This window comes from Streptomyces sp. NPDC101490 (genome assembly GCF_044767145.1).
In the GTDB taxonomy this organism is placed as follows: Bacteria; Actinomycetota; Actinomycetes; order Streptomycetales; family Streptomycetaceae; genus Streptomyces.
Genome location: NZ_JBIWNI010000047.1, coordinates 1 through 13,120 on the forward strand (window position 1 = coordinate 1; position 13,120 = coordinate 13,120).

The following is a 13,120-nucleotide window of genomic DNA, read 5'->3' on the forward strand; positions in this document are numbered from 1 at the left end:
AGCGGTCACACTCAAGCTCCTCAAGGGAGCGGTCACGGTCCACGAGTCGAGTCACCGACCGATCGTCCCATGGCAGATCTCAAACGCGGTCTGAGGGGTGCCGGCCGGGCAGGTGACCCGGGAAAAGCCAGTTGCGGGCGGGGTTTGCGGCTCATCCGGCGTTCGGCTCGTGGTCGACAGGCTGGTCAGCGGATCGGCGAGGTTAATGCGAGTTGGTGACAGCGAGCCATCGGTATAGAATTTCTGCCGACAAACCTAGCGCCATTCCGGAAAAATCTGAGTCAACTGATCGTGAATATCCCAGCCCTGAGGCTTATAGGCGGGGGAATACCATGCGGCACCGTTCCCCGCCCAGTAGCCGCGGTAGTTCCGGACCCCCATGAGGCTTGTGTCGGACACGTCCGATTCGTTTCCACAGCACACGCAGATGAGCGCGGTCGGCCATCCACCCTCCCAAAAGAGGTCGCCGTCATCGTAGCCGCACACCCGGCAAACGGACTCCCCGTCCGGGCCAGGGGAAAACAGAACAGAGTCTTCTGGTGGCATGAGGTTGCCTTTCGTTCCTATCAACGATCTCGCGGGCCATTTGCCGAAACACTCCCAGACACAGCACCTGCTCGGAGGCCACGCGATTGAGCACCCGCAGGTACGGCGTGGCCAGAGGAGCACCGTGCTACAGCTCAGCCCGCCACCGCACCGACCGGTGACCGCGCTGCCGCGGGCCCGGGAGCGCCGGGACGCGGCCAACAACGTTACCTCGTCGGCTTCTCGGTCCGGGCCGCGCAAACTCTCGACGACCTCCAGCTGGTGAACCGCAGAGAGCTGGCCGAAAAACAAGACGACTTGCAGAGTGGCTTTCTCGCTGCGAACTGGCCCCAGAGAATCGGCTCGAACTGGTACCAGTCCGTTGACCGTTCAAATCCGGTCCGAGATGGCTCCGTAGATGACCTGGGCATCGACAAAGCCCGAAGCACAGCTCGAACACTTGGTGGGGCCAGCTCTGACCGGATAGCTGGGGCCGCTTCAGAACGAGAAAGCCAGTCCTACCCGAGCCGAAACCAGCACCGCCCCCGGGTCTCTCTCCACACCCCCCGACACCGGCGGACGCGGCCCCCGGCGTGGGTCCGGGCCTGGCTACCAGGGCATCACCACCACCCTGCCCCCGCATCACATTGGCCAGCCGACACCGGTACGGGCAGGTTGCGGCTGGTACGGGGAAAAGCGGTGGGATGCCGGGCCGGTGGGTGTGTAGCGTGCCTGCAACCTGCGATGACGTCTTTGTCGCGCGGGATGGACAAGGGGTGGGAATGAGAAAGCTGTGGGCCTGCGCCCTGGTGCTGGGCACGGTCGGCCTGACGGGCTGCTCCGGGACGGTGGAGAACGGGAGCGCTTCCGGGCCGGCACCGACGCCCTCCCCCGTCAATCTGGCCATCAGCGGTGGCGTCTCCACCCTGCTGTCCATCGACGGGAAAACCGGCCCTGAAGCCCAGCAACCTTGCAAGCCTCCGGCGAAGTCCAGGCTGAAACTCGGGATGGAGATCCGCGTCACCGACGACTCCGGCAAGCTCCTCGGATCCCAGAAACTCGACGAAGCCATCACACTCGGGACCATTCTCAAGGAGTGCCGCCTCGACTTCTCCTTCAAGGTGCCCGGCGACGCCGAGAACTACAAGCTCACCATCGGCGACTTCCAAGCGATGTCGTACACCCGTGAGGACATCCGGCGAGGGCTCTCCTTCTACGAGACGGAACAGGGCACCCTGGCCCCCCGTTAGAAGAGCCCCGCCGGCATAGAGGGCCCCCGCCACCTCCGAGCTGGATGGCCAGGGCCTCTCTGCCGCGCCCCGGCGCGCGGACGATGTCCTCGGCCGCTGGCCGCAGAAGGCCAGCCCCGAAGCCTCCGGGGACGACCAGGCCATTCCGTCGAGGCCGCCAGGCGTGCTCGCCCTGTGTCCATCACACCGCGTGGAGCCGGTCACTGGGCAGCTGCACGAAGACCTGCAACGGGTCGTTGGGAGTGGTGGTGAACCTCGAACCGGTCCCGGCAGTCATCTGCCGGCGGGCGCATGTCTCGCACGGGTCGGCCGGCCGTGCTCGGCCACAGTCGGGGTGGCGACCGGGTAGACGCGCGTGGAGACCGTCCCAGACAGACCCGCGCCTCCGGTGACGGCAGGCAGCATCTCGACGGCGCCGGTGTCGGTGAAGTAGGAGTTCACCACTTCTGACACCATGAATACCGGTGCGTCCGGCATCCGGCCGGTCCCGTCGGCATCGCCCGCATACGTTTGAGAGTCGGCCACATGTTGCCCAACGACGAGATACGGAGGCTCCTGAGGGAACACGACGACCCGGATCACATGGAGCGCCCGAAGGACTTCGACCTGGTCGTCGCGGCGAAGCGCTTCGGCGAGCTCGTACACACTCTCAAGGAGCGCTTCGGACCTGCCTGCTTGAGTGGCCTCGGCCAAGACACCAGTTACTACGGAGGCATCACCGTCCCCATCGAGGCGTCCGGATTCGAGCTTCCGGTGTGGGTACTGTTCAGCAACTTCGGCGGCTTCGTGACCGTCGGCACCGGGGGCGAAGGCGCACCAGGTGCCGAGCGAGGCCTGGCCAGGGAGTTTCTGACCTGGCTGGACGGAGCCTGCGACAAGATCGACTGCGTCTTCGTACCCGTCGAACTACTCTTGGAGCCGTACGACGGCGGGTCCGTCCTTGAGCAAATGTACGCGGAGTCGCTACTCGCGGCCCTGGCGGCCGAACACGGCTGGGACGACGAGGACGACGAGGAGACCCTGCCTCCGGTGTGGTACGACCGCTACTTCCAGTACATGTGACCTCGCGGTCAGCTCCTGTACACCCTTGTTCTCCTCGGATGCAGCCAGCCCGTGCCAGGCGCCCTGGCGCAGCAGCAAGTCCGCGAACTGGATGGCTTGGGTCCCTTCGATCGAGCCTTGTACAGCCTGATCCACACCCAACCCCGCGTGTACGGGGAGCATCCCCTCGAGAGGCTAGGACAGGTCGGTGGTATCGAGTTCGAGGTCGAAGGGTGGGGGCAGGTGCAAGCGTGTGCCGAAGGGGTGTGGGCCGTCGGCGCGGGTGTAGCCGAGCCGTCCGGGCTCGGAGTAGAGGGTGACGCTCTTTTCCTGCCGGTCGACGACCAGGTACAGCGGGGCGTGGTACTCGGCGTACCGCTTCCGCTTCACGGTGAGGTCGGTGTCCCGGTTCGACTCCGAGGTGACCTCGACGATCAGCAGGGTGTCCTCGGGCAGCAGAGCGGTGGCGCCCTTGGCCTGCGCGGCGGAGACGACGGCGATGTCGGGGACGTACCAGTTCGACGAGCCGGGCAGATCCAGGTTCCCGGAACCGGTCACGCAGCCGAGCTCCCGTACACGGGGCCGGATCTGATCCCGGATGGTCTCGGAGGCGGCTTCGTGGTCCCAGGTCGGCGACACCGGCTCGATGATCCCCTCGATGATCTGGGCACGGTCGCCACGGATGTGCTGGACGGCGTACTTCAACGCCCGCTCGGGGTCGTCGACGCCGTGGTAGTCGGGGGCTGTACTCATCGTCCGTCCTACATCCCGCGGGCTGGAGGGGTGTGCCACCCCGACGCTACCGCCCGCCCGGCCGTGAGCGGGGAGGAACAGCCGAGGTGTTCGGTGAGGGCGCCTTGTCAGCACCGCGTGGCAGGATCCGCCGTATGAGTGAGTGGCAAATCGCCCTGATCGCCGCCGGGTCGGCCATCCTGGGCAGCATCGTGACGGGGTTCTTCGCCTGGAAGGCCGGGCACCGCCAGGCCGCCGCCGCAGAGGCGGCGGGTCAGGCGCAGGCGGCTGCCCTGATATCGACCGTGCAGGCCACTCTCGATGAGCAGCGGCGGTCACGGGCAAGGGACAAGATGACGCAGGTCTACACGGAGTTTCTCACCGCAGCCGACGAGGCGAACCGGCCCAGCGTCGCCGGAGCGCAGGACGGGGCGCCGCCACGGTTGACCGAGGCATTCTCAGCGCTCCAGCTGATCGCGCCCTCCCCCGTCGCGCGAGCCGCCGGGAAGTACTTCGCGCACGTCCTCGCTGCTCTCCAGGTTGACGATCTGGACCGACGAAACAGCTTGTGGAGTGAGGCGGGCCCGATCCGCAGCCGGTTCCTCGCAGCCGCACGAACCCAGCTCAACGAGACCTGATCAGACTCCGCGCTGGTCAGGGTGCGGTCTCGTAGGAGACGGTGGTGGTGGGGCAGTCGGCCGCGTAGCGGGTGAGCGCGGCTGTCTCCTCGGTGTCGGCGGCGAGTTTCCAGCGGAGCTTCACCGCGGTCCAGTCGGCGAGGTAGGTGCACTTCGCGGAGGCGGCCGGCGGCATCCACTCGGCAGGGTCCCGGTCGGCCTTCGCCCGGTTGGTCTTCGCGGTGACCGCGACGAGCGCACGGTCGAAGCCGAGGTCGTTGGCGTACCGCTGACGGCGCTCCGCAGTCCAGGCGGAGGCCCCTGATCTTGCAGCCCGCGCCCTGCTCGGGCGGCTCGACGGCCTCGGCAATGAGGACTTCCTCGCGGGTGTCGCAGCCGTCCTTGTCCTCGTCGACCCAGTGCTTGAAGCTGGTCCGCTTGTACCCGTCCCGGGCCTCGGTCGCGACGGGCAGCTTCGCGATGGCCTGGGCGAGCGGGAGCGCATCGTCGGCGCCGTCACCGCCGGGCGCCGCTGACGGCGGAGTCGCGGTCGGCGGGGCAGTGGACGGCGCCGACGACGAGGATGCCGAAGCCGACGGGGACGTCGTCGCGGCGGGCGGCTTCGCGTCCCCCGGAACCTCCTCGGCCGCCCCGCAGGCGGTAAGGCCCACGGACAGCACGACGGCGGCAGCGAGCGCACGGACAGGCAGACGGAGACGTACCGACACCACGGGTTCCTCTACATGCTGGACGGCTGAAGCAGCCTCATCCTCCCAGCCCAGAGCAGGGTGTGACGGACCATCCTTCGAGAATCAGCCTCCTGACTCCACGCTCGAGAACACCTTCCGAACACCTGCGCCAGGACCAGCCGAGACCACCACTCTGCGCCGCCATGGAGGCATCACAGGACAGCGCATCTGTGCGCTAGCCTGTGGGTCGCGGCAGCACGCGCCTGCCAGCCTCCCGGACCGGAATGCACCCACGCCCTGGTTCCGAGGACAAGGGTCACGGACTCGCGCGGCACCTGAACCTGGTACTTGAAGACCCTGCTGCGGCATGGGCGTGGGCATGCCGCGGAAGGACGATCGTGACCCGGGATCGGAAACGCAAACTGGCTGTCCGTGCCGTGCAGGAAAGCACAGGCCAGAGGTACACCCAGGCCGCCAAGTTCATCGGCCCGCCGGAACCCCGCCCTGCTGGGTGGACGTTTCTGCTACCAGACCTGCTGAACGAATGCGCCACACTCCCCGCAGCGTTTCCTCCCGACAGTGGCCGCAGCTACTTCGACTCCGGACCTGCGGTCTTTCACTCCCGCGTCCTGGGAACCGCCCTCCCCTTCTCCACTGTGCTGCAGCTCGCGGGCGTGCTGGCCGACGAGACGCACCCTGCGGAGCTCACCCTGAAGTCACTGGACCCTCACGAGCACGCGGTCGTCGCGCGCGGCGAGCGCCGGTTCGCATTGGATCTGAACTGGTCGGGAGTCAGGAGGCTCTGCCACCAGCCTGGCTGCGACAACCAGCCGGTCGACAACCAGATCGTGGTGTGCACCGAACACCTCGCACAATGCGACGTTCATGCCCTCCTCACGATGACTCGAGAGAGCGGGCACTACGCCGCACCAGAAACGGATCCAGCACTTCTGGAAGGACTTCCCGAGCCTGACCTTCTCGTCACCGCTGCCGTCGGAATCGGCGCCTACACCGAGGTCGTGCAGGCTTGGCTCGACACCTGCTTCATCCCCTTGAACGAGATCGACGACATGCTCTTCACCGAAGACCGGGCCCTGGCAATGCGGCACTCCCTGGAGCGCGAGCGACTCAGGCTGGACCGCGTAGCAGGCAAGGAAGCACGACGCCTCCGCGGAGACACCCGCATGTGCCAGGCCTGCGGCACGCAGCTCCTCGGCTGGGACATGCGAGCCCATCCCCTGTACTGCTCACGAGCCTGTTCACCAGCACACCCGCCGGCCCCGTTCCTGGCTGCGTTTCCCGTCTGACTTCAGAGCCTGGTGATCTCCGCCCACGTGGCCGGGTGAGAACCTGAGGCGCCCCGGCCTAGGGGCTGTCCGATGGGTCGTGAGAGCCGCTCAAGGCTGTGGCCTAGTCTTCGCTGAACGATGGGGGGGCGCATGTCGCGCTACACAGCCGAAGCAGGGGCTGGGATGAAGGGGATCACGTTTTCCGCCTGGCACGGAAAGCACTACGTGACGCTGGCCGAGCTGGTGGTTCGCCTCGGCGGCTTCGGCTTGGACCTGACCTGGCGCGTCGAACTTGACGAGATCGTCGATCCTCGCTGTGTCGAGATGGAGAGAAGGTCCACCGGGTCCGGCATGGACACGTTGACACTGTTGTCGTTGACTACCCCCTTCCTCCAGTTGATAGACGCCGGAGCATGTGGGTTCGCCGGGGATGAGCTGGTGGTCGTCCTGACGGAGTTCGACAGCTCCTTGTGGGACGTCAGGGCTGTTGACGAGCGCGTACTCAGCGAACTTCGCCAGCACCACCCCGACGCCAAGGACCTCTGAACGGGGAGCTTCACTCCGGGTGGAGCCATAGACGGATTGCGGCCACGGTGACCGTTCCGTGGAAGACATACCCGCGCTTGTCGAAGCGCGTGGCGACTGGCCGGAAGTTCTTGAGCCGGTTGATGGTCCGCTCGACTTCGTTGCGGCGGCGGTAGACCGTCTTGTCGAACCCAGCGGGTCGGCCGCCTTGGCTGCCGCGGCGCCGACGGTTGGCCCGTTGGTCTCTCGGCTCGGGGATCGTGTGCTTGATCTGGCGTCTGCGCAGGTGACGTCGATTGCGGCGTGATGAATACGCCTTGTCGCCCCCGACGTGGTCGGGCCGGGTGCGCGGTCGGCCACTCGCCTTTCGGGGCACGCGGATCTCTTCGAGGACGGGAATCATCTGCGGTGCGTCGCCCCACTGGCCCGGCGTGATGACAAACCCGAGTGGGCGGCACCCGCCTTCTCCGGCGAGATGGATCTTGCTGGTGAGCCCGCCTCGCGAGCGTCCGAGGCCTTCATCGGAACGGTGGCGTGCGGGGCTCCCGCACCCACCCGGGATCTTCGGGGCACTCCTGGAGGCGCCTGCTGCGTGCTGATGGGCACGGCAAGTCGTCGAATCGACGCTGACCATGCTCCAGTCGATCCGGCCCTCGGCATCGGCGTCGGCCTGGACGGCCCGCAGGATCCTTTCCCACGTGCCGTCCGCCGACCACCTTCGATAACGGTCGTGAACCGTCTTCCAGCTGCCGAAACACGGAGGCAGATCCCGTCAGGGCATGCCGGTCCGCTGCCGGAACAGAATCCCGTTGATCACACGACGGTGGCACTGCCAGCGTCCACCCCGCCCGTGATTCGCCGGCAAATGCGGCACCAGCCGAGCCCACTCCTCATCCGAAACTAGGTCGTGTCCGACCTAGAGCCAGAGACGAAGTAGCTGTCGGCCAGGTCGTACCCCATTTGCGGGAATCGGCCCGGATCGACGCACGTCGGCTACTAGAGTGGCGAACTGCGGCACACGCTCTGTTACTTCGGCTCCCCGGGGGCCGAAGGTAGCTCCCGGTATCCAACCGGAGGGCACAGCTCCACTTGCAAGCAGAGGAGCGTGCGCAGTGCAAGACGGAGAGCCGTCAGGGTGGCAGCGGCTGATCTTTCTGGTCTCGGTGAGCCAACTAGCACTTGACTTCACCGAGTGGATCAGCCACTTGCTGACCTGACGGCACCTCACCCGCCGACGTCCGACTACCAGGTCGGGCGTCGGCCTCATTTGCGTGGACCCTGCAGCCGAACTGTCGGTCGGTCCACCCCAGCGCACTGAGCAGTACGCTGGCTGCAGGGCCAATCTAGCAATCGGCGCGGAACAATGTCGTGGCTCCACAGGATTCATAGGTGATGAATCGGCGCTGCCGGTTCGCTGCGCACGCCCACCTCCGAAATTTCGGAGGTGGGCGGTATGGCTGGGTCAGCGCTGGATTCATCAAGCAGGCGAAGGTTTCCGCTGTTCAGACTGTTCCTGTGCCCACGATCGCCTGTGTGCAGGAGTAGAAACAGAGTCGATCCCGGAACGGGACCACCGGGGAACGTTACCCGGTGGTCCTGTCTCAGGACGACGCCTTGGCGCCGGGCCATGGACTGTTTTGTCGGGCGTGCGGATGCCAGTCACCGGTCATGACGGCGGGCGTCCTCGATGTCCGGGCGTCGTCGGGCGCCTACTGGTGTCGGCGGCCACCGCCCGGGATGTGAGGATCTCAACAGCGCCGCCAAACCCGCCTCCGACGATCCCTGTCCAGCGCGGTACCGGTCAGGACGATCCGGCTGTCGGCTCCCCCTTCGCGGCCGCGCCGGAGACCACCGGGCGGGCGGAGGCAGGGCCAGGCTCCGCCGGTACGGGCGGACCGCAGGAGCAGGGCGGCGGCGCGGCAGAGGCGGAATCGGTGGCGGGGACCGCGCCGGAGGCGGCGCTGTCGGAGGAGTCCGTGCGCCAGGCCGTCCGCGAGGTCTTCGCCCAGGAGTTCGCTCCCCTCGTCGAGCACCTCACCGTCCCGGTTACCACGACCGAGGAGCGGACGGACGGTGACCCTGCCGAGCAGCTGCGCGAGACGTTGAGCGAGGCCGCCGGGCAGGTCAGGGAGGAACTCTCCACGATGCTGGAGGAGGCCCGTGCCGGGTTCGCCTACCTCGCGCAGGAGATCGCCGGACTGCGTACGGCCGTCGATGAGCTCCAGACCCGTCCCGCCGAGACTCCCGAGCCGGTGGTGGAGATGAGTAGGGAGCACACCGCTCTGCTGCGGACTGCGGCCCGTATCTCCTCCGCCGACCTGCGCTGTCACCACGACACCTGGGAGTTCCTCACCACCCTCACTGCCGGGCACCGCCATTTCCGTGTCCCGCCGCGCGTCACTGACGAGGCCGACGAGCGAGTCTTCGCCCCGCTCTCCGGACGGTCGCTGATCGCGCTGCTGATCAGTCTGAACGGCGTGTCCGCCGCGGCGTCGGACGGCAGCGGCGACCGGGAACTCGCCGCCTCGGTCTACGAGCGGATCGAGCAGCGCCTGACCCGGCTGAGCTCTGGCGACGGAGAACGCGTCACCATCACCCTCGACGACCGCGTCACCCCCGAACCGGACACCGACGGCGACAACCAGGACGGCGAGACCGGGACACAGAGCGGCTGGGGAGCGTAGGAGAAGCATCTCCAGGCCGGGCGAAGGTTCTTCCACCCGGCCTGCCGCAGGGCGGGCGCTGCGTACGGCACCGGTCGCCCGCAGCGTTCGACGCCAGCCCGCAGGGTCGCGGCCACACGTATGGTGTCGTTGGCCTGGCGCCGCTGGGGCGCGGACGTCCTCGAGCGATGCCGACGCATCGTCCTCCCGGTTCTCCTCAGTGCCGAGGGAGATGCGGGCGGCGAACTCGTGGCGGACCTGCTTCTGGCGCACGATGAGGGCGGACCACCGGGGAACGTTCCCCGGTGGGGTGGGCGGCGGTCTCGCTGCGGCCTGGGCCATCGGCTACCGTGACACCTACGGATATCCGTAGGTGCACCTTCGGAGAAGCGGCTCCCACCCCGGACCGGAATTCCAGGACGGGAGCCACGCGGAGGGCTTTGCGGCCTGAGCCTCATGCTTCGGGGCTCAGGCTGGCCCTATCGCTTCAGCCACCTCCCCAGCGTGCGTGCCGCCCGGACCATCAGGTCCTCGTACCGCTGCCGGAGTGTTGGCTTCCGCTTTCCGCGACGCCCCATGTGCGCCTCCCCTCAGACCGGCCACCGGATTCCCGGCCGGCAGCCTTTCCTTCGGGTCGGGCCGGGCCCCGAGGGGGCAGGGGCCCGGACACATCCGTTGAGGGGAGGCGCACCGCAGCGCGCACGGAAACCCTACCGGGGCAGGACAAGTTGACCCTCTGTACCGTCAACTCAGCTACCGTGCAATCACTCTTTGAAGTGATCAGAGCCAGTTCTCCGTCCGGCATAAGGCGTCCTCGTCCCTGGCGTCCCCGTCTCCCAGGTGCCGTCGCGGCGGTGGTGACGTTCGAGGCCGGTGGCCGGTTGTACAACGGGAAGCTCTGGCGCAACCACGTATGACTGCCCCTTCGGGCCACTCCCGAGCCGGACACCGACGGCGACAGCCAAGTCGGCGAGACCGGGGCGCAGAGCGGCTGGGGAGCGTAGGGGCAGCAGCCAGGCTGGCGAGAGTGTTTACCCGGCCTGGCGCAGTAACGGGTGCGGCGGGCGGCAGCGGTCGTTCTGCGCGGGCTCGCAGGATCGCGGTGATCCGGACGGCGTCGTTGGCCTGGCGCTGCTGGGCGCGAATCTCCTCCAGAGACGTCGGGGCCTTGTCCTCCTGGTCCTCTTCGGTGTTGGGGAAGGCAGTGGTGCCGAGGTCGCGGTGGACCTGTTCCTGGCGGACGACGGCGGCGGCCAGGAACAGGTCCTAATCACGGGACGGGGCGACCGCACGATGGGCGGCGAGCGCACGGAGGCGATGATGCCCCTGCTCGTGCTGACGAACCTCGGAATCAACCGCTGACGGATGATCTGGGCCTGTCCCGAAGTCGGGTGTGAGCTTGTGATAGGAACGCGGGATGCTGCGACTCACTGATTTCATTATCGACTGCCCGGACACGATGAAGCTGGCGTCTTTCTACTCCGAGGTGACGGGCCGTCCGATCAAAGAAGGCAGCTCCGAGGAGTGGGCTGGCATCCAGTTCGGCGAGATCGAGCTGGCGTTCATCCGGGTGGATGACTACCGCGCTCCGCAGTGGCCCGACAGCGAGCACCCCAAGCAGTTCCACCTCGACTTCGAAGTGGACGAGCTCAAGTCCGAGCAGTGCCGTGTCCTCGACCTGGGCGCGACGCTGAGGCAGGACTTCATCGGCGCCAACGGCTACGGCTGGCAGGTCTACACCGACCCGATCGGCCACCCCTTCTGCCTGTGCCGCAACAAGGGCGTCATCTGGACGGACCAGGGACCGATCTGGCCCAAGCACCCATGACCACCAAGGCCGACCCTGCCACCACGCGGTGAAGGCCGGTATCGCGCAGCGCCCCGGTACGGAACCGCCGGGCGGACGGCGTCCAAGTCCACGAGCATCAGGGCCGGGTCACCGCTGTCGTCCTGGAAGGCGCCGGGCAAGCCGAGGACACGGTGAAGTAGATCGCCGCCACGCCTTCGGTGGTCACCCACCTCAGGATCGCCCTCGGCTGGCTCGCCGGACTGATGACCGTCGGTCAGATGACGCGGGCGTAGCACCGAACCATTCCTCGGCGGCCCCGGCCGGAGGAGCCGTCAGGGGGTCCATCCCCGCGTGCGCGGGGAAGGACCGCCAGTGACTCACGTGAGTCACTGGTCCGTGCTCTCCGCGCAAGCGGAGGTGAGCCCGGGCGACGGGGTTCCCGAAGTGCGCGTATTCCGTGCGCTCCGCGCGGGCGGAGGCGAACCGTCAACCAGGTCACCGCTTCCACGATCGCGGCGGCGTGGCGTGGCGCGGTGTTGGCTGGCTGTCGGCCACGGCTTCAGGGGCGGGGAACGTGCGGAGCAGGAGCTCATTTACCGCCCTGCAGGGTCGACCAGGAGCATGCGTGCCGCTGCCAGGGCCTGACGGGCGAGGTGGACGCCAGACAGTTCCGGGGCGACGTTCAAGCGATCACCTCCAAGGCCTCGCCGTCCAGCGCGTGGGCGGCGAGCTCGGGCAGGCGCTGCGCCCACGGCTCGGGGCGGGCCTGGGTGCGCAACTGCTCCAGCCGCACAGCGAGCAGGTACTCGGCGGTGCGGTTCAGTGCCTTCGCGGCGGCCTCGGTCGCGGCGCGCTGGGCGTCGTCGCTGTCGGGCACGGCCCGGTGCCACGGCATGGCGAGCTCGGTGGCGTACGCCCGGCGGGCCTCGCCTGGGCGTCCTCGCCACGGCTCAGCATCACGAGAGCGTTGTCCTGGTACTCGCCGACGGCCTGCTGCGCGGTCTGGAACGCGGTGAACGCGTACGCGTCCCGTGCTACCTCCGGATCGGTCTCCAGGGCGGCGCCGTCGGCGATCTGGAGGAACTCCTGCCACGCGGCGGCGGTGCCGGCGCCGATCCCAGCGCGGGCCGCGGTGACGGCGGCCGCCACGCTGCCCGGGTCGCCCAGGTCGGCCGATCCGGGCGCCGCCAGGATCCCGGCCTCGTCGGTCAGGGCCTCGGTCTGCCGCTGGTGGTCGCACGCCTCGCACAGCCCGGCCGCCCGCTCCCGGCCGCAGTCCGCGCAGGCCAGCGCCAGCCGGATCGCGTCTGCCGCGGCCTGGCGCTTGCGCTTCGCCTGCTCCGCCGTTTCCGCACGGGCCGCATTCTGGCGGCCTGCTGCTTGCCGGCCTGCTCCCGGCGCCACGCCAGGTCCTCCGCCTCGAGGGCCGTGTGCTCGCGCAGCCGCTCCTCCAGGACGCGACGCAGCTCGCCGTCGGCCAGGCCGGGCAGCTCGCGGTCGATGTCCGCGCCGATCCGCGCCCGCCGGGCACAGCGCAAGTGGACGACGTTGCCGCAGTTCTCACAGTCCTCCCCGGTGTCCAGACACACCCCGTCGTCGCACTCGCGGTGCGAGCAGGCCTGCCGCTGGGGCAGACCCCGGCGGATCAGCCACCCGTACGGGCCGGTGACCATCGCTTCGCCGCCGGTCTCCGCCAGCCGGTCGGTGAGCCGGTCGGCCAGCAGCCGCGGCGCACCCTCCCACGCAGCTCCCACGTCCGTCAGCATCGCGGCCGTGCCGCCGTCCCCGGTGTCTGCGGTGGCCCGGCCCGCGGGTTGCTGTGCGGCGTGCAGCAGACCGAGGTACTCGGGGAGCCGGTCGGACAGTTGCCGGATCAGGTCCGCGACGGTCCCGCCGACCCGGTCGGCGGCCTCGGAGGCCGTCTCCTGCCCGCCGTCCGCGAGCCCGGACCCGGCGGACCGGCGACGGCGGAGCGCTTGGTCGGAGCACATGATCAGACG

11 protein-coding genes and 2 pseudogenes are annotated in these 13,120 nt (G+C 68.3%); 8 read left to right on the top strand and 5 right to left on the bottom strand.

Translation table 11 applies throughout. The features are described from left to right. Window positions 1-1,307: 1,307 nt before the first annotated feature. The gene (locus ACIRQY_RS35375) at window positions 1,308-1,775 is read left to right on the top strand and encodes a hypothetical protein (protein WP_403932912.1); all 468 of its coding nucleotides are present in this window, start codon (window positions 1,308-1,310) and stop codon (window positions 1,773-1,775) included. A 525-nt stretch (window positions 1,776-2,300) separates the two neighbouring features. Then, window positions 2,301-2,837, top strand: a complete 537-nt coding sequence (locus ACIRQY_RS35380; RefSeq protein WP_403932915.1) for a hypothetical protein — start codon at window positions 2,301-2,303, stop codon at window positions 2,835-2,837. A gap of 174 nt (window positions 2,838-3,011) precedes the next feature. On the opposite strand, the gene ACIRQY_RS35385 is transcribed toward ACIRQY_RS35380, so the two are convergent. Beyond that, a complete protein-coding gene (locus ACIRQY_RS35385) occupies window positions 3,012-3,569 on the bottom strand; it encodes a Uma2 family endonuclease (RefSeq protein ID WP_403932918.1) in 558 nt (185 codons plus the stop codon). 134 nt (window positions 3,570-3,703) lie between these two features. On the opposite strand from ACIRQY_RS35385, the gene ACIRQY_RS35390 reads away from it, so the two are divergent. Further along, window positions 3,704-4,186 carry a hypothetical protein gene (locus ACIRQY_RS35390; RefSeq protein WP_403932920.1) on the top strand — a complete coding sequence of 161 codons (483 nt, stop codon included), beginning with the start codon at window positions 3,704-3,706 and terminating at the stop codon, window positions 4,184-4,186. A gap of 16 nt (window positions 4,187-4,202) precedes the next feature. Here the strand turns inward: ACIRQY_RS35390 and ACIRQY_RS35395 are convergent, their stop codons facing one another. Beyond that, a complete protein-coding gene (locus ACIRQY_RS35395; RefSeq protein WP_403932923.1) occupies window positions 4,203-4,535 on the bottom strand; it encodes a DUF1524 domain-containing protein in 333 nt (110 codons plus the stop codon). A gap of 975 nt (window positions 4,536-5,510) precedes the next feature. Between ACIRQY_RS35395 and ACIRQY_RS35400 the strand changes: the two genes are divergently transcribed. Both ACIRQY_RS35400 and ACIRQY_RS35405 read left to right on the top strand, forming a co-directional pair. Beyond that, window positions 5,511-6,161: a hypothetical protein gene (locus ACIRQY_RS35400; RefSeq protein ID WP_403932926.1), complete on the top strand. Its 651-nt coding sequence runs from the start codon at window positions 5,511-5,513 to the stop codon at window positions 6,159-6,161. Between the two features lie 132 nt (window positions 6,162-6,293). Further along, on the top strand, window positions 6,294-6,689 hold the full coding sequence (locus ACIRQY_RS35405; protein ID WP_403932929.1) for a hypothetical protein: 396 nt from the start codon (window positions 6,294-6,296) through the stop codon (window positions 6,687-6,689). 10 nt (window positions 6,690-6,699) lie between these two features. On the opposite strand, the pseudogene ACIRQY_RS35410 reads toward ACIRQY_RS35405, so the two are convergent. Beyond that, window positions 6,700-7,572: pseudogene (locus ACIRQY_RS35410) on the bottom strand (IS5 family transposase); the annotation flags it as partial. Between the two features lie 1,030 nt (window positions 7,573-8,602). Here ACIRQY_RS35410 and ACIRQY_RS35415 point away from each other — a divergent pair. The 3 genes from ACIRQY_RS35415 (at window position 8,603) to ACIRQY_RS35425 (ending at window position 11,159) form a co-directional block, all read left to right on the top strand. Next, on the top strand, window positions 8,603-9,352 hold the full coding sequence (locus ACIRQY_RS35415) for a hypothetical protein (RefSeq protein ID WP_403932932.1): 750 nt from the start codon (window positions 8,603-8,605) through the stop codon (window positions 9,350-9,352). A gap of 1,200 nt (window positions 9,353-10,552) precedes the next feature. Next, complete coding sequence (locus ACIRQY_RS35420) at window positions 10,553-10,693, top strand: hypothetical protein (protein WP_403932935.1); 141 nt, start codon at window positions 10,553-10,555, stop codon at window positions 10,691-10,693. A 55-nt stretch (window positions 10,694-10,748) separates the two neighbouring features. Beyond that, window positions 10,749-11,159: a VOC family protein gene (locus ACIRQY_RS35425; protein WP_403932938.1), complete on the top strand. Its 411-nt coding sequence runs from the start codon at window positions 10,749-10,751 to the stop codon at window positions 11,157-11,159. A gap of 643 nt (window positions 11,160-11,802) precedes the next feature. Here the strand turns inward: ACIRQY_RS35425 and ACIRQY_RS35430 are convergent. Next, the gene (locus tag ACIRQY_RS35430; RefSeq protein WP_403932941.1) at window positions 11,803-12,015 is read right to left on the bottom strand and encodes a hypothetical protein; all 213 of its coding nucleotides are present in this window, start codon (window positions 12,013-12,015) and stop codon (window positions 11,803-11,805) included. A 313-nt stretch (window positions 12,016-12,328) separates the two neighbouring features. Then, a pseudogene (locus tag ACIRQY_RS35435) lies at window positions 12,329-13,120 on the bottom strand (hypothetical protein); the annotation flags it as partial.